At 31.0% G+C, this 16609-nt stretch carries 13 protein-coding genes and 1 riboswitch; of the genes, 9 read left to right on the top strand and 4 right to left on the bottom strand.

What is annotated here, in order from left to right; translation table 11 throughout:
• Window positions 1-22 precede the first annotated feature (22 nt).
• Window positions 23-112, top strand: a riboswitch (glycine riboswitch).
• Window positions 113-190: 78 nt separating this feature from the next.
• Genes gcvT through ABXT56_RS04830 form a run of 7 tightly spaced genes read left to right on the top strand, consistent with a single transcriptional unit; the run spans window position 191 to window position 8291 of the window.
• Complete coding sequence (gene gcvT / locus ABXT56_RS04860) at window positions 191-1297, top strand: glycine cleavage system aminomethyltransferase GcvT (protein ID WP_415299592.1); 1107 nt, start codon at window positions 191-193, stop codon at window positions 1295-1297.
• On the top strand, window positions 1294-1674 hold the full coding sequence (gene gcvH / locus ABXT56_RS04855; protein ID WP_415299591.1) for a glycine cleavage system protein GcvH: 381 nt from the start codon (window positions 1294-1296) through the stop codon (window positions 1672-1674). The genes gcvT and gcvH overlap by 4 nt, the downstream gene beginning before the upstream one ends.
• Window positions 1675-4533: an aminomethyl-transferring glycine dehydrogenase gene (gene gcvP, locus ABXT56_RS04850; protein ID WP_415299590.1), complete on the top strand. Its 2859-nt coding sequence runs from the start codon at window positions 1675-1677 to the stop codon at window positions 4531-4533. It abuts the gene before it with no gap.
• A 12-nt stretch (window positions 4534-4545) separates the two neighbouring features.
• Window positions 4546-5790 carry an NAD(P)/FAD-dependent oxidoreductase gene (locus ABXT56_RS04845; RefSeq protein ID WP_415299589.1) on the top strand — a complete coding sequence of 415 codons (1245 nt, stop codon included), beginning with the start codon at window positions 4546-4548 and terminating at the stop codon, window positions 5788-5790.
• On the top strand, window positions 5783-6550 hold the full coding sequence (locus ABXT56_RS04840; protein WP_415299588.1) for a DUF1365 domain-containing protein: 768 nt from the start codon (window positions 5783-5785) through the stop codon (window positions 6548-6550). Before ABXT56_RS04845 ends, ABXT56_RS04840 begins: the two co-directional genes overlap by 8 nt.
• Entirely contained in the window at window positions 6550-7728 is a 1179-nt protein-coding gene (locus ABXT56_RS04835) for a class I SAM-dependent methyltransferase (RefSeq protein ID WP_415299587.1), read from the top strand. The genes ABXT56_RS04840 and ABXT56_RS04835 overlap by 1 nt, the downstream gene beginning before the upstream one ends.
• A 14-nt stretch (window positions 7729-7742) precedes the next feature.
• Window positions 7743-8291 (top strand): DUF3833 domain-containing protein, encoded by a 549-nt coding sequence (locus ABXT56_RS04830; RefSeq protein ID WP_415299586.1) that lies wholly within the window; start codon window positions 7743-7745, stop codon window positions 8289-8291.
• On the opposite strand, the gene ABXT56_RS04825 is transcribed toward ABXT56_RS04830, so the two are convergent.
• Window positions 8288-9049, bottom strand: a complete 762-nt coding sequence (locus tag ABXT56_RS04825; protein WP_415299585.1) for an SDR family NAD(P)-dependent oxidoreductase — start codon at window positions 9047-9049, stop codon at window positions 8288-8290. The genes ABXT56_RS04830 and ABXT56_RS04825 overlap by 4 nt on opposite strands.
• A 6-nt stretch (window positions 9050-9055) precedes the next feature.
• On the opposite strand from ABXT56_RS04825, the gene ABXT56_RS04820 reads away from it, so the two are divergent.
• Window positions 9056-9538 (top strand): TspO/MBR family protein, encoded by a 483-nt coding sequence (locus tag ABXT56_RS04820; protein WP_415299584.1) that lies wholly within the window; start codon window positions 9056-9058, stop codon window positions 9536-9538.
• Entirely contained in the window at window positions 9490-10644 is a 1155-nt protein-coding gene (locus ABXT56_RS04815) for an NAD(P)/FAD-dependent oxidoreductase (RefSeq protein WP_415299583.1), read from the top strand. Before ABXT56_RS04820 ends, ABXT56_RS04815 begins: the two co-directional genes overlap by 49 nt.
• Window positions 10645-10647: 3 nt before the next feature.
• Here the strand turns inward: ABXT56_RS04815 and ABXT56_RS04810 are convergent, their stop codons facing one another.
• From ABXT56_RS04810 to ABXT56_RS04800, 3 genes are read right to left on the bottom strand one after another with little or no spacing between them, the layout of a single operon-like run.
• Window positions 10648-12123: a protein adenylyltransferase SelO gene (locus ABXT56_RS04810; RefSeq protein WP_415299582.1), complete on the bottom strand. Its 1476-nt coding sequence runs from the start codon at window positions 12121-12123 to the stop codon at window positions 10648-10650.
• 54 nt (window positions 12124-12177) lie between these two features.
• Window positions 12178-14946: a formate dehydrogenase subunit alpha gene (gene fdhF / locus ABXT56_RS04805; protein ID WP_415299581.1), complete on the bottom strand. Its 2769-nt coding sequence runs from the start codon at window positions 14944-14946 to the stop codon at window positions 12178-12180.
• The gene (locus tag ABXT56_RS04800) at window positions 14946-16604 is read right to left on the bottom strand and encodes an NADH-ubiquinone oxidoreductase-F iron-sulfur binding region domain-containing protein (RefSeq protein WP_415299580.1); all 1659 of its coding nucleotides are present in this window, start codon (window positions 16602-16604) and stop codon (window positions 14946-14948) included. The genes fdhF and ABXT56_RS04800 overlap by 1 nt, the downstream gene beginning before the upstream one ends.
• Between the last annotated feature and the right edge of the window lie 5 nt (window positions 16605-16609).

Here is a 16609-nt window from a genome sequence, read left to right as displayed (position 1 = left end):
CTGAAGCACATCTGGTAGATTATTAATTTATACGGGAGAGACTACAAAATAGTGTAGCGCCGAAGGAGCAACTACCCAGGAAACTCTCAGGCAAAAGGACCGTAATATATTAACTCTGGAAAGAGATTAAATTCTCGCCGAAGGAGCAAAACTCTCAGGCAAACATACAGATGGGTATAATAGAGTTAATATGGAAAACAAAAAAACAGCACTAAATTCATTACATAAAAAATATGGAGCTAAATTAGTTTCATTCGCAGGTTACGAAATGCCCATTCAATATTCTAAAGGAATTATTGAGGAACATAAAAGTACAAGAGAAAATGCAGGTATTTTTGACGTGTCACATATGGGTCAGCTATTCATTAAAGGAGACGACACATTAGCAAAAAGTCTTGAAAGAATTTTTCCAGCAGAATTAGTTAGTGCTAAGTTAAATCAGTCAAAATATAGTTTTCTGATGAATGAAGAAGCGGGAATTCATGATGATTTAATAATTACAAAAGTAGAAGGTGGTTTTAACATTGTATTAAATGCTGCCTGCAAGGAAACAGATTTTAAGCTTTTATCAAAATTGTTAGAAAATAGGTATGAAATGATTTTAAGCAAAGACTTATCTCTTATAGCAATACAAGGTCCAAAAGCAGTCCAAATATTAGAAAAGATAATCAATGGAGTGTCTGATTTAAAATTTATGAATGGTGATATATTTAATTATCGTAAAGAAAATATTTATATTACAAGATCTGGCTACACAGGAGAAGATGGGTTTGAGATATCGATAAAAAATGATGATGTAGAAGTATTCGTGCAAAAACTTATTGACGAAGGAGCAAGTTTAATTGGACTAGGTGCTAGAGATACTTTGAGGTTAGAGGCAGGGCTTTGTTTGTATGGTCATGATATGAATATTAATAAAAGCCCAGTAGAAGCCAATTTAAAATGGGCAATATCAAAAAATAGAATTCTTGAAGGGGGTTTTATTGGGTGTGAAAAAATTAAATCTCAAATTGATAAAGGGGTTGGCAAGATCCGTGTAGGTATTAAGCCTGAAGGAAGAATTATAGCTAGAGAAAAAACTTCAATTTTTAGTGAAGATGATAAAAATATTGGTGAAATTACAAGTGGAACGTTTGGTCCGAGTGTTCAGGCCCCGGTTGCCATGGGTTATGTGGAAAATTCATTTTCTAAAATTGATACTAAGGTTTTTTTAGAAGTAAGAGGAAAAAAATATCCAGCAACTATAAGCAATTTACCATTTTATAAAAAAAGTTATGTGAAAGGAGTTAGTAAATGAGTGAAGTAAAATATTCAAAAGAACATGAGTGGATAAAATTAGATGGAGACACTGCCATTATAGGAATTACACAACACGCAACCGAAATGTTAGGAGATATTGTTTTTGTAGAGTTACCAGAAATAGGGTCCTCTGTTGCTAAAGATGGTAATGCAGGAGTTGTAGAATCTACAAAGGCTGCAAGCGATATTTATACTCCTGTATCTGGAGAAGTTATCGAAAATAACCAAGCAATTTTTGATGATCCTGCAAAGGTTAATAATGATCCAGAAAATGAAGCATGGTTTTTTAAATTAAAAATTACTGATAAGTCTGAAATGGATTCATTAATGAATAAAGAAGAATACGAAAAATTTTCAAAAGAAAGTGGTAGTTAAATGTTAAAAAATGCTCAAAAAGATTTTATACAAAGACATATAGGTCCATCCGTTGATGAACAAAATGTTATGCTTAAAGAATTGGGCTATCAAAGTCTTGATGATTTAATAAAAGACACTGTACCAGAAAAAATTCTTCTTAAAGATGACCTGGATATTGGAGATCCAAACTCTGAATATAAAGCACTTAGAAAATTAAAGGATATTGCAAAAAAAAATGAAGTTTATTCAAGCTTTATAGGAATGGGTTATTACGGAACTTATACTCCGTACGTAATACTTAGAAATATATTAGAAAATCCAGGGTGGTACACTTCTTACACTCCATACCAACCAGAAGTAGCACAAGGAAGATTAGAAATGTTATTAAATTTCCAACAAATGGTAATTGACTTTACGGGAATGGATATTGCTAATGCTTCGCTTTTAGATGAGGGAACAGCAGCAGCAGAGGCTATGGGCTTAAGTTATAGAATATCTAAATCTGAGACTAAAAAAGTTTTTGTTTCAAAAAATTGTCACCCACAAACTATTGATGTTATCAGAACAAGAGCAGAACCATTGGGTTTAGAAATAATAGTTGGAGATGAAGATAGAGATATTAAAGAAGATATTATATGTGGTATTATTCAATACCCAGGCACCCTTGGAGATATTAAAGACCCAAGTGAAGCTATAAGTAAAATACATAAACATAATGGAAAAGCTGTTCTTGCATGTGATTTATTAGCACTTGCTAAATTGAAAACACCAGCAGAATTAGGTGCTGATATTGCAGTCGGTAGCTCACAACGTTTCGGAATTCCAATGGGCTACGGAGGCCCCCACGCCGCATTTTTTGCAACAAAAGATGAATATAAAAGATCAATGCCGGGTAGAATAGTAGGTGTGTCGGTTGATAGACATGGTAAAAAAGCATATAGGCTTGCCCTTCAAACAAGAGAGCAACACATAAGAAGAGATAAAGCCACGAGTAATATTTGTACAGCACAAGCACTATTAGCAATAGTGTCTGCTGCATATGCTGTCTATCATGGTCCAAAAGGTATTAAAAAAATTGCAGAGAGTGTTTCTCAATTAACTAAAAATTTTGCAGATAAATTAAAACAATCTGGTTATGAACTTTATTCAGATCATTTTTTTGACACTGTAACAATAAAAACTCTAGATAAAACAGAAAAGATATACAAAAATGCTTTAGATCAAGGAGTAAATATCAGAAAAGTGAATTCTGAAATGTTAGCAGTATCTTTTGATGAAAGAAAAAATCTTTATAGAGCAAATCAGCTATTAAAAATTTTTAATTGCTCAGAAACAATTAAAGAATCTATGAATGAAAGTTTATCTAATATTCCAAAAAATTTATTAAGAACTTCAACTTATTTAGATCATCCTGTTTTTAATAGTTATCATTCAGAAACTGAAATGCTTAGATATTTAAAAAAATTAGAAGATTCGGATATTGCTTTAAATAAATCTATGATTGCTTTAGGCTCATGTACCATGAAGCTTAATGCAGTTTCAGAAATGATACCAGTTACATGGAAAGAGTTTTCTCAACCACATCCTTTTTCTCCTGTAGAACAAATGGATGGTTATAGAGAGCTATTCACTGATTTAAAAAATTGGCTAAGATCAATCACAGGGTTTTCGGGAGTTTCATTACAACCAAATGCTGGAGCACAAGGTGAGTTTGCTGGTTTAATGGTAATACGTAAATTTCATGAAAAAAATAAAGAAACAAATCGTAATGTTTGTTTAATCCCAAGTTCTGCACATGGCACAAACCCAGCAAGTGCTCAAATGGTTGGCATGAAAGTTGTTGTGGTGAAATGTGATCAGTATGGAAATGTAGACTATAAAGATTTAAAGAATAAAGCTGAGGAGCACTCAGAAAATTTAGCTGCACTTATGGTTACGTATCCTTCAACACATGGTGTATTTGAAGAAAAAATAACTGATATTTGTGAACTAATCCATAACCATGGTGGACAAGTTTATATGGATGGAGCAAACTTAAATGCGCTTGTTGGAATAGCTAAACCAGGAAATTTTGGTCCTGATGTTTGTCATATAAATCTACACAAAACATTTTGTATACCGCATGGTGGTGGAGGACCTGGCATGGGACCAATAGCATGTAAAAAGCATTTAGAAATATTTTTGCCAAAACATTCTGTTATAAAAGATTGTGGCCCCGTAACTGGAATGGGTGCGGTATCTGCAGCACCTTGGGGTAGCTCTAGTATTTTATCAATTTCATGGATGTATATAAAGATGATGGGCTCTGAAGGTTTAAGAAAAGCATCACAAGTTGCAATACTAAATGCAAATTATATTGCATATAAACTAAAAGACTCTTTTCCAATTTTGTATAAGGGTAAAAGTGGCAATGTAGCTCACGAATGCATCATTGATATTAGAGCAATAAAAAGTGAAACGGGGATTACAGAAGAAGATATTGCAAAACGATTGATTGATTTTGGCTATCATGCTCCAACAATGTCTTGGCCTGTTGCTGGAACAATGATGATTGAGCCTACAGAAAGTGAAAGTTTGAGTGAAATTAATAAGTTTTGCTCTACACTTATAAAGATAAAACAAGAGATAGATAAAATTCAGTCTGGTGAATATGATAAGACTGACAACCCATTGAAGAATGCGCCACATACTCACATTGAATTAACATCAAATGAGTGGGATCATAAGTATGAAAGAGAAGAGGCCGCTTATCCATCTGAGTTTTTAAGAACAAATAAATATTGGCCTCCAGTTGGTAGAGTAGATAATGTCTATGGAGATAAAAACTTATTTTGCACATGTCCATCAATGGAAGAGTACGAAGATACAGCAGCGTAAAGATTTATTTAGATGAAAATTGCTGTTGTAGGCGCTGGCATATCAGGATTGAGCGCTGCTTATTATCTCTCAAAAAAACATAAAGTAGATTTGTTTGAAAAAGAAAATCAGTTTGGTGGTCATGCAAATACAATAAAGGTCGCTTACAAACCCAACAAAGAAATTCCAATAGATATTGGATTTATGGTTTTTAATAAGCAAACATATCCAAATTTAGTTAATTTTTTTTTAGAAAATAAAGTAGAGATTGAAAAAAGTGATATGTCATTTTCTGTTACTGTAGAAAATAGTGGATTAGAATATTGTGGAAAAGGATTAAGTGGAATTTTTTCTAATAAAAAAAATCTATTTAATCTAAAATTCATAAAAATGTTTTTTGAAATTTTAAGCTTTTATAAAAACTGTGAAAAAATAGAAATTAAAAAAATTAAATCAATAACATTAGGGGAGCATTTAACAGAAATAAAAATTTCAGATTATTTTATTAATTATCATATTATACCAATGGTATCTGCAATATGGTCGATGCCACCATATGAAGCAAAACAAATGCCATTATCATTTTTTTTAAGTTTTTTTAAGAATCATGGGTTGTTTAAAATTAAAGATAGACCTCAATGGTTTACGGTTGCAAATCGGAGCAAAACTTATGTTGATAAAATAATAGACCAAGTTAGTGGTGAACATTTTAAGAATTACAATATAAATAAAATTACCAGAAATGATTTAGGTGTTAAAATTTTTTATGGGGAGGAAAATGAGTTCTTTGATTATGATAAGGTTGTAATAGCAACCCACGCAGATGAAGCATTAAAGATAATTGATAATCCAACACTAGACGAGGAGACAATATTAAAGAAATTTAAATATAGAGCAAACACTGCTGTAATACATTTTGATGAAAGTGTTATGCCTAAAAATAAAAAAGCATGGTGTGCTTGGAATTCTTCAATGGATTCAGCTAATAATGAAAAGACAGCTGTAACATATTGGATAAATCAGTTGCAAAATTTAAAGATAGATAGAGATATCTTTTTAACAATAAATCCATTTAAAGAAATTCCAAATAATAAGATATTTAAAAAGGTAGCATTTACTCACCCTTATTACGATACAGAAGCATTAACCAATCAAAATAATCTCTATAAAATTCAAAATAAAAAAAATATTTTATTTTGTGGCAGCTATTTTGGTTATGGTTTTCATGAGGATGGAATAAAGTCGTCTATTGATATGCTAAAAACACTGAATGATTAAAAATTCTTATATTTACACAGGAAATGTAATTCATAAAAGATTTAAGCCCAAAATTCATAGCTTCAACTATAGTGTATTTTCGCTACTTATAGATTTATCAGAAATAAACCTATTACACAAAACACTAAAGATATTTTCATATAATAAATTTAATATCATTAGTTTCTTTGATAAAGACCATGGGGCAAGAGATGGAAGTTCTCTTAAGGACTGGGTTTTAGACAATCTTAAAAAAAATAATATTGATACTAATGATGTTCAAATTAAACTTTTATGCTACCCAAGAATATTTGGGTATGTGTTTAATCCGTTAAGTGTTTTTTATGTGTATGACAAAAATTCAGATTTAATATCTATTTTATATGAAGTTAAGAACACATTTGGTGAGCAACATGTTTATATTTTTAAAACTGAAAAAAATGAAAATTTAATTCAACATGTGTGTAAGAAAAAATTTCATGTATCTCCATTTATTGAAATGAATTGTATTTATTTTTTTAGACTTTTAAAACCTGGTAATAAAATATCTGTAATAATTGACCTCAATGATCAGGCTGGCAAAGTATTATATGCATCACAAGATGGAATTAAGAGTGATTTAAATAATAAGAATTTATTAAAGTCTTATCTAAAACACCCATTAATGACATTTAAAATTATTATAGCGATACATTTTGAGGCATTTAAATTATGGACAAAAGGAATTAAATTTATAAAAAAAAAAATTAAAATAAAAAATAATATAACAATAGAAAATTAATGTTAATTTATAAAATTTCAGACATAATTGTATTTAACGCTTTAAAAAGTATTAAGTATGGATTTCTTGAAATTACAAAAATAGATGGTGAAATTTTAAAATTTGGTGATCCAGATGATAATTTAAAAGTTACATTAAAAATTAAAGATGAAAGCCTTATGTATAATTTAATTAAGAATGGAAGTGTAGGTTTGGGAGAATCCTATATGAAAGATTTTTTTACAACAAATAATCTCTCTGATTTAATTGAACTATCTGCTAAAAATATCAGAATTATATATAAGTTTTCTGGTATTTTTGATTTATCTTTTATTAACTTTGTTAAAAATAAATTTATTAAAAATACAAAACATAGAAGCAAAGAAAACATTGCCAAACACTATGACCTAGGAAATAATTTTTTCTCCTTATGGCTTGATAAGACATTAACTTATTCCAGTGCAATTTTTGAAGAACCTAATCAAGAACTTTTTGCTGCGCAGAATAATAAATACCAAAAATTAATAGACCTTCTAAAACCATCCAGTGGTAGTAAAATTCTAGAAATTGGTTGTGGTTGGGGCGGTTTTGCTGAATATTTAGGCACTAACTATAACGTTAAACTGGACTGCATTACTATTTCCCAAAAACAATTTGAATTTGCTAAAGAGAGAATTCACAAATGTGGTCTTAATGAAAAAGTTAATATTCAGATCAAAGATTATAGAGATCTAAAAGATAAATATGATCATATTGCATCTATTGAAATGATTGAAGCTGTTGGACAAAATTATTTAAATAGTTATTTTAACACAATTAAGAATAATTTAACGCCAATTGGTACTGTAGGTATTCAAGCTATAACAATTGATGATAATTTATTTGAAAGATATAAAAATAAACAAGACTTTATTCAAAAATACATTTTTCCTGGTGGTTTTTTGCCTTCTAGAAATGAATTACAAAACTATGTTGATACTAATGGTTTAAAATTTGGTGAATACAATTCATATGCCAATCACTATTCTGATACTTTAATTATTTGGCGAGAGATATTTAATAAAAAATGGGATTCAATTAAAGAACAAGGTTTTGATTTAACATTTAAAAGAATGTGGGAGTTTTACTTGTCATATTGTGAGGCTGGTTTTAAATCAAAAAATATAGATCTAATCCAATTTTCATTACAAAATAAATAACAATAGGAGAAAAAATGATAAACCTTAAGATATTTAAATTAGCCATATTATTAATTACTTTATTTTTTACAGCAAGTTGTATAAATAATAACTCAATGAAACCCACAGATTTTAAAAACACAGAACCATCTATGACTATAGAGAAATACTTTGATGGTCCTGTTAAAGCATGGGGCCTATTACAAGACCGTAGTGGTAAGGTTACTAGACAATTTAAAGCAGATATGATGGGTAGTTTTGAAGGAGATATCTTAACTCTTAAAGAAGATTTTTATTGGACAGATGGAGAAAAACAAAACAGAATATGGAAGATCAAAAAGATTGATCAAAATTACTACGAAGGTACTGCGCCTGATGTTGTTGGTACAGCTAAAGGTTATCAATATGGGTCAGCTTTTAAATTTGAATATAATTTGATGGTCCCATTTAAAGGGAAGAATATTAAAGTTTCTTTCGATGATTGGATATTCAAACAAGATGAAGATGTAGCAATTAATCGAGCCACACTTACAAAATTTGGATTTAAAGTCGGTGAATTGACTGTTTTCTTTAAAAGAAATTAATAATCAATTTTTTTCATACCTTTAGCAACTAATTTGAAATATATACTGCTAGGCAGCATTTGAAGAAATTTTAAAAAATATGTAAAGGCTTTTGGGAAATGTATTTCAAATCCTTTTTTAATTACTAATCCTTTATAAATTTCATTTGCAGCAAATTCTGGAGTTTTGATCATGGGCATTGGAAATTCATTTTGATCAGTCATAGGTGTTTTTATGAAACCAGGGCTGATTAATGAAACTCGTACATTCTTCATTTGCATGTCAAAATTTAAACTTTCAGCAAAGCTAGTAAGTGCTGATTTTGAAGCACAATATGCACCAGCAGCAGGTAATCCTCTATAGCCTGCAACAGAAGAAATTATAGATATTTGGCCATTTTTTTTTTCAGAAAAATAGTCATAGATTGAATTAATTGAATTCATCGTTCCAAAATAATTTACTTCCATTATTTCTCTTATCTTATCTAAATTAAATTTTTTTTCTGATTTTGGATCGTGCATACCAGTACCAAACACGCATATATCTATATTTTTAAATTGTTTGATTATATTTTCAGCGACTAATTTGCAATTATCAATTTCGGTTACATCTAAGGGAAAGGGATAGATATTTTTATTTTCTTGATGAAGTTCTTGTAGTAAATTTTCACGTCTAGCCGATGCTGCTACCTGCCAGCCTTCATTAGCAAATTTCAAAGACAGAGCCTTACCAATACCACTGCTAGCACCAGTGATCCAAATAGTTTTTTTATCCTCCATGAACTAATGTATAGTACTTATATGCTCAAAAATAAAATTCTATCTTTTATACTTTTTGCTTTAATAACATATTCAGCATCCGTTATTGGAAGTATAGCTACTATTGAATTCAAAGAACCCTGGTACTCATTATTAAGTAAACCAACTTTTAATCCTCCATCTTGGATATTTGCTCCAGTTTGGACGACACTTTATTTAATGATGACCATTGCAGTATGGATTTTTTGGCACAGCAAAAATAGAGACATGAATACTGTTTATATTTATTTTATTCATCTAATCTTTAATACAACCTGGAGTATCGTTTTTTTTGTTTTTCACAAATTGATTTTGGCATTAATAGTTCTTTTCATTCTAATTTCTTTAATAACAGTTCTCTTGTTTAGATTTAGACGTGTCAATATGGTAAGTTTTTACATGATGATTCCTTATTTACTTTGGTGTTGCTTTGCACTAATTCTCAACCTGAATTTAATTTTACTGAATTAATTATGGATGATGTTGTAATTATTGGTGGTGGTATTATTGGAACTGCTACTGCTTATTTTTTATCTAAAGAAGGTAGAAAAGTAAAAGTAATAGAAAGAGACCCAACTTATAAAACAGCTTCTTTTCCATTATCACTTGGTGGATTTAGAAGGCAGTTTTTTCAAAAAGAAAACATATTACTAGGAAAATTTGCTAGAGAATTTATTTTTCAAATACCAGAACTATTAAAAACTGAAAAAAATCCAAACCCTACTGCGAGTATGGTTACAAACGGTTATTTATTAATGTTTGGTCCAGAGCATGCTGAGGAACAGTATAAAGCTTTGAAAAATCATGAAGCTTGTGATGCTGGCACTAAAAATATTAAAGGTTCTGAGCTATCAAAAATATTTCCCTATATAAACAGCGAGGGTGTTGAAACAGCAACTTATACGGATAACCAAAGTGAAGGATGGATTGATCCATTTATGTTTCACGGTGCTTTAAAAAGTAAAGCAATTGAATTAGGCGCAGAATTTATTAAAGGTGAGGTAAAAAGTATTTCTGATATTAAAGCTAAAACAATCATATCTGCTGCAGGATGTTGGACTAAAGAATTATTGAAAGATATCCCAGTTGTTCCTCAAAAACATACGGTATTTAGAGTTAAGTGCCCTAAATATATTAAAGAAATGCCATTAACTGGAGATCTAACAACAGGTGTTTATTGGAGACCAGAAGGAGGGGAGTATTTAGCGGGCTCACCTAATTCCGTATTTGATGCAACAGATTTAGAGCCAGCATGGAATGATTTTGAGGAATTAGTATGGCCAGCATTAGCACAGAGAATTCCTGCATTTGAAGAATTAAAATTAACTGGTGGCTGGGCAGGTTATTATGATTGCAATAAATTAGATAATAATGCTGTGGTTGGTAAACACCCTAAATATGAAAATGTATATATGGCATCAGGTTTTACAGGTAGAGGATTAATGCAAGCTCCTGGAATAGGTAGAGCGCTTACTGAATTGATTTCCACAGGATCTTATCAAACAATCGATATTAGTGATTTTTCTGTTGAAAGAGTTCTTGGAAACAATGCAAGACCAGAACCCTATGTTCTGTAAATTTTAAGTTCCACAAAAAGTTTGATAATTTTTATTGCTTAATGGTGCAGGTGATTGAAAATCTGCAATATCACTTTGGTTTTCATATGGTTTTTCTAAAACTGTTAATAATTTATTCATAACTTCTAAGTTACCATCATTTGCAGCAGCCAATGCTTCTTCAACTTTATGATTTCTTGGAATAATTAGTGGGTTTACTGAATGCATTAATTTTGTATATTTTTCCTGACTATTATTATTTATTTTTAAGCGACTTTCCCATTTTTCTTTCCAAATAAGAAAATTTTTATCATTATAAATTTCATTATCAGAAAATTGTTCATTCATCAAAAAACAAAAAGTATTAGTATAATCAGCTTTATTTTTATACATCCAAGTTAGAAGTTCCATAATTAATATTTGATCATTATTATCTTCACCAAATAACCCTAGTTTGTCACGCATCATATTCAGCCACTTTTCTTCATATATTTTTTCAAAGGAATTTATAGCTTCAGTGGCAACCTCTATAGCTTTATCTTTGTTGTCATCAATAAGAGTTATAATACACTCTGCAAATCTTGCTAAGTTCCATTTAATAATTTTTGGTTGATTTGAAAATGCATACCTTCCTTGCTGGTCAATTGAACTAAAAACTGTTTCAGGATTATAAGTATCCATAAAAGCACATGGACCGTAATCAATTGTTTCACCACAAATCGAAACATTGTCAGTATTCATCACACCATGAATAAATCCAATGCGCATCCAGTCGATAACTAAATTAATTTGTACATTCATTATTGTTTTTAATAAATCTAATGCTTGGTTTTTAGAATTTTTTATATTGGGGTAATGTCGATTAATTACATAATTAAATAAGATTTTTAAATTTTCCTCTTTTTGTGTGGCTGCAATATATTGAAAGGTCCCCACACGGATATGGCTAGCTGCAATTCTAGTTAATACAGCACCTGGTAAATGTGTTTCTCTAATTACATTCTCTCCAGTTTTAACAACTGCTAAACTTCTGGTCGTGGACACTCCTAATTCGTGCATTGCCTCGCTGATAATGTATTCCCTGAGCATTGGACCAAGTGCTGCTCGTCCATCACCACTTCTTGAAAAAGGTGTTTTTCCTGATCCTTTAAACTGAATGTCATACCTATCTCCATTTTTTGATACGTGTTCACCCATAAGAACAGCTCGCCCATCACCTAACATTGTAAAATGCCCAAATTGGTGTCCTGCATATGCTTGTGCAATTGCCTCTGACCCTCTCGGCAATAAATTTCCAGAAAATAGTTGAGATAAATTTTCTTTTTTAATGTTTGTAAAATCCAAATTTAAATCTTTGGATAGATTTTTATTTAAAATTATAATTTCTGGTGATTTTACTGGAATGGGTGCCTGTTTTACTAATAAATCATTAGGTAGTTTTGCATATGTATTATCAAAAGACCATCCTGCTTTATCAATATCAATATTTGAATTAGTCATTTTTAAAATTATAAACTTTATAATTTTCTAAAGCACCTATTAAAATATGAGTAATTAAGAAAGTTCTGCTTGATTATCTTTAGGTTCAACAACAGTTTTAAACTGATTAGATATTTTTTGAATTTCTACTGAAGAAACTTTGTATTCTGCGCACATTGTTTCCTCATCTTTTCCATGACCAGTTACCATGTTAACCATATGTTCTGGAAAATGGAATGTTGTAAATACTATTCCTTCTTTAACTTTATCTGTTACTTCGACTTTTAAAGCTACTTCACCTCTGCCAGAATAAAGTCTACCAATATCACCAGTATTTAATTCTCTTTTTTTAGCATCATTAGGGTGAACTAATAATAAATCCTCAGAAACTATATTAATATTTTTAGTACGTCTTGTCATAGTAGCAGCGTTATAATGTTGAAGAACTCTGCTTGTTGTTAAAATTAATGGATAATCTTTTTTATTAGTTGCAATCTCATTAGATTCTTTCCAATCAAAATTTTTAAGCTGTCCTTTTCCTAATTTAAATGTTTTTTCATGTAAGATTTGTGTATCAGTACCATCTTCTTGTACTGGCCATTGTAATCCCATTTTACCAAGTCTTTCTCTTGTTACCCCTTTAAAGAAGGGAACTACATCAGCTATTTCTGCAAGAACTTGATCGGCATCATATTCAGGTTGATCAAAGCCTAATTTTTGCATCATATCTGTTACAATTGTTCCATCAGTTTTAGTACCAGGTAAAGGAGGTACAGCCCGATTAACTCTTTGAATTCTTCTTTCTGTATTAGTAAAAGTTCCATTTTTTTCTAAGAAAGTTGTTCCAGGTAATACTACTGTTGCAAGTTTTGCTGTTTCACTCATAAAAATTTCTTGTACCACTAATAGTTCAAGTGAATTCATGGCATCTACAACATGTGCACTGTTAGGATCTGTTTGAACAATATCTTCTCCAATAATCCAGACAGCTTTTACATCTTTATTAATTGCCCCATCAAACATTTCTGGAATTTTTAGTCCTTGTTTTGTTGGGTGTACTACTCCATATTTTTCAGTATAGAAATTTTGAACTTTTTCATCAGCCACTTCAAAGTAACCAGCTCCTTGATGAGGCTGGCACCCCATATCAGCTGCACCTTGGACGTTATTTTGTCCTCTTAATGGATTAACACCAACACCTCTTCTACCAATATTTCCTGTAATCATTGCAAGATCAGCAATTAACATTACCGTTTTAGACCCTTGCTCCTGTTCTGTAACTCCTAAACCATGGAATTCCATAGAGTTTTTAGCGGTTGCATAAGCAATTGCAGCTTCTTTAACTAACTGTTTATCAACACCAGCAACTTTCGCTAGATGATCCATGTCTTGTCTCTCAATTTCTTTAATGAAATTTGCAAAACCTTCAGTTCTATCTCTAACAAAATCTTTGTCATAAAGGTTTGCTTTCAATATAAAATGCAACATCATGTTTAAAATAGCAACATTTGTTCCTGGTCTAAGTTTAATGTGATAATCAGCAAGTTTAGCAAGCTCAGTAGTAATTGGATCTAATACAATTAATTTTTTACCCTTCATTACTTGTTGTTTTATTTTTGCTCCAGTAACTGGGTGAGCATTTGTTGGATTTGCCCCTATAACCATAAACAAATCTGCATGGTAAATATCTTCTGTAGAATTTGTAGCTGCTCCAGTTCCAAAAGTTTGCTGCATTCCCCAAGCAGTAGGAGAATGACAAATTCTTGCACAACAATCAATATTATTAGTTCCTATTGCCGCTCTAATCATTTTTTGGAAAACATAATTTTCTTCATTAGTACATCTTGCTGAAGAAATACCAGCAACTGCATCTGGACCACTTTCTTTTGTTATTCTATTTAATTCTTTTTTAATAAAGTCATATGCCTCATCCCATGATGCTTCTTCAAATTTTCCATTCCTTTTAATTAAAGGAGTTTTTAATCTGTCAGGATGATCATAAAATCCAAAAGCATATCTTCCTTTAATACAAGTGTGACCTGCGTTAACTTCAGATTCTTTAGGAGTAGAAATTGCAACAACTTTATTGTCTTTAATTGATGCTTCCAAGTTACATCCTACCCCACAATAAGAACAAGTAGTTCTAACTTTTTCATCAACAGCAACTGATTTAGATTGATATACATCAGAGATAGCATCTGTTGGACATGTGTGCGCACAAGCTCCACAAGATACACAAGACGAGTCCCCAAATAATGCATCATTATCTGTTGTAATCTTTGACTCAAATCCTCTACCACTCATTGTTAAAACAAAAGATCCTTGAATTTCATCACAAGCACGAACACATCTTCCACAGTTAATACAGTTATCTAAATTCATTCTCATGTAATCATGAGAGGTATCTCTTGGAATACCCTTATGTTGTTTTGGTACATTATATCTATGATCTGATATGCCTAAATCATTAGCAACATCTTGAAGTTCACAGTTATTATTAACCTCACAAGTTCCACATTCCATTGGATGGTCTGTTAAAACTAGTTCAACAATATTTTTTCTTAAAGCCGTTAAATTTTCATTATTTGTAAAAATATGTTGGTTTTCACCAACTGGTGTATGACATGAGGCTACAACTTTAGTCGGACCATCTTTAACTAAAGCAACCTCAACCGAACAAACTCTACAAGCTCCATAAGGCGCTAAGTTTGGATCGTTACATAAAGCAGGAATCTTTTTTTCACCAAGATAGCTTTCTACAAATTTTAAAACAGAGCTATGGTTAGGACCAATTTCATATGGCTTACCATCTATATATGCAATTTTTCTTTTTTCTGAGCTCATTAATTATCTTTCACCATATCATCCTTCATTTCATCACCAAAATATTTTAATATATTCATGATTGGAGTAGGTATTGCACCACATAAAGCACATAAACAGCCTTTTTTCATTGTTATTAGCAGTTCATTTAATAGCTTTAATGGAATTTTGGCAGTTTTATTCTTTGCTTGGTCAAACATTTCCTTACCACGGTAAGAACCAAGTCTACCTGGGAAACATTTTCCACATGATTCTTCAGCTGTGAACTCAAATAAATGATGAATATATTCGACCATTGGAAAGTCTTTTGGAATGCTTACTATACTTGCGTGGCCCAACATGAAACCAGCAGCAGTAAATTCTTGAAAATCTAGATTTAATTTTTCTACTTCAGAAATTGGTATAACACCACCAAGTGGGCCACCAATTTGTAATGCTTTAATAGGTTCTTTAAAACCTCCACCAATATCATTTAAAACTTTTTTCATTGGGGTTCCCATTTCGACTTCGTAAACACCAGGATTATTAAAAAAACTATCAAAACAAACTAATTTTGTACCTGCAGATTTTTTATTTCCAATTGCTGAAAATTTATCAGCTCCATTAATAAGTATACCAGTAGCAGCAGCTAAAGTTTCAACATTGTTAACAACTGTTGGTTTTTTATAAAGTCCTTCAGTAACAGGGAAGGGAGGCCTAACATCAACTTCTGCTCTTCTTCCTTCAATTGATGCAATTAAAGCTGTTTCTTCTCCACATATGTACGCTCCTTGTCCTATACAAATATTTAGATCAAAAGAAAAATTTGTTCCAAGAATATTTTCTCCTAATAATCCTTTTTCTTTCAAAGAATTGATAGCTCCATTTATTGCTTCAATAGATTTTGGATATTCACCTCTTATGTATAAAACACCCTCATCACTACCAATAACATATCCACAAATAATCATTCCAAATAAAACTTTAAGTGGTTGATCTTCTAATAAGTATCTATCAGAGAAAGCTCCTGAGTCTCCTTCATCAGCATTACAGATAACATATTTTTTTTCAGAGGGAGCTTTTCTACAAAAATCCCATTTCATGCCAGCTGGAAAACCAGCACCACCTCTACCTGTTAAATTTGAATCTAGTAGTGACTTTATAATTTCTTGTTTATCTGTATTGATAAACTTATTTAAAACATCTTTAAATTGATCTAAATTAGAAAGCTTATCATCCATTAAAAAACTTGTTGAAGCAAAACTTTTTGAGAAAAATTTTTCCTGTGTAATTTTTTCTCCTTTAATTATTTCATCAATTTTATCAATGTCATTCCCAGCATAGTTTTCACCATCGTAATGAAAAGCTTTATTTTCATAACAGTGACCAAGACAAAACATTTCACCAACTTTATCATCACCTAATTTTTCTTTTAATTTTTTCTTTAAGGGTTCTTGTGTTCCAGAACACATACAAGCACTTCCATTACAAACAAAGGCTTTTTTGGCTCTGTGAGATGGTCTTAAAAATTCATAAAAACTCTCAGCACCATGAATAGTGGATACACCCATGTGGTATTCATTAGCTATTTCTTTGATACCACTTGCGTCTTTAGAATTTAAAGATCTATCAGAAATCTTTTCAAAAAGATTTTTTTTTAGACCAATTCTACCTGATAAGTTACTGATATTTTTTGACACAATTT

The organism is Candidatus Pelagibacter sp. Uisw_134_02 (assembly GCF_047720265.1).
Lineage (GTDB): Bacteria > Pseudomonadota > Alphaproteobacteria > Pelagibacterales > Pelagibacteraceae > Pelagibacter.
Note: the sequence above shows the minus strand (reverse complement) of the source record. Positions and strands in the feature narration are given on the sequence as shown.

What these genes read in the sequence shown, in the direction of transcription:
- gcvP (WP_415299590.1), top strand. Translation starts at nt 1,675, where the DNA reads ATGTTAAAAAATGCTCAAAAAGATTTTATACAAAGACATATAGGTCCA.
- gcvT (WP_415299592.1), top strand. Translation starts at nt 191, where the DNA reads ATGGAAAACAAAAAAACAGCACTAAATTCATTACATAAAAAATATGGA.
- ABXT56_RS04835 (WP_415299587.1), top strand. Translation starts at nt 6,550, where the DNA reads ATGTTAATTTATAAAATTTCAGACATAATTGTATTTAACGCTTTAAAA.
- gcvH (WP_415299591.1), top strand. Translation starts at nt 1,294, where the DNA reads ATGAGTGAAGTAAAATATTCAAAAGAACATGAGTGGATAAAATTAGAT.
- ABXT56_RS04845 (WP_415299589.1), top strand. Translation starts at nt 4,546, where the DNA reads ATGAAAATTGCTGTTGTAGGCGCTGGCATATCAGGATTGAGCGCTGCT.
- ABXT56_RS04810 (WP_415299582.1), bottom strand. Translation starts at nt 12,123, where the DNA reads ATGACTAATTCAAATATTGATATTGATAAAGCAGGATGGTCTTTTGAT.
- ABXT56_RS04820 (WP_415299584.1), top strand. Translation starts at nt 9,056, where the DNA reads ATGTATAGTACTTATATGCTCAAAAATAAAATTCTATCTTTTATACTT.
- ABXT56_RS04840 (WP_415299588.1), top strand. Translation starts at nt 5,783, where the DNA reads ATGATTAAAAATTCTTATATTTACACAGGAAATGTAATTCATAAAAGA.
- ABXT56_RS04830 (WP_415299586.1), top strand. Translation starts at nt 7,743, where the DNA reads ATGATAAACCTTAAGATATTTAAATTAGCCATATTATTAATTACTTTA.
- fdhF (WP_415299581.1), bottom strand. Translation starts at nt 14,946, where the DNA reads ATGAGCTCAGAAAAAAGAAAAATTGCATATATAGATGGTAAGCCATAT.
- ABXT56_RS04825 (WP_415299585.1), bottom strand. Translation starts at nt 9,049, where the DNA reads ATGGAGGATAAAAAAACTATTTGGATCACTGGTGCTAGCAGTGGTATT.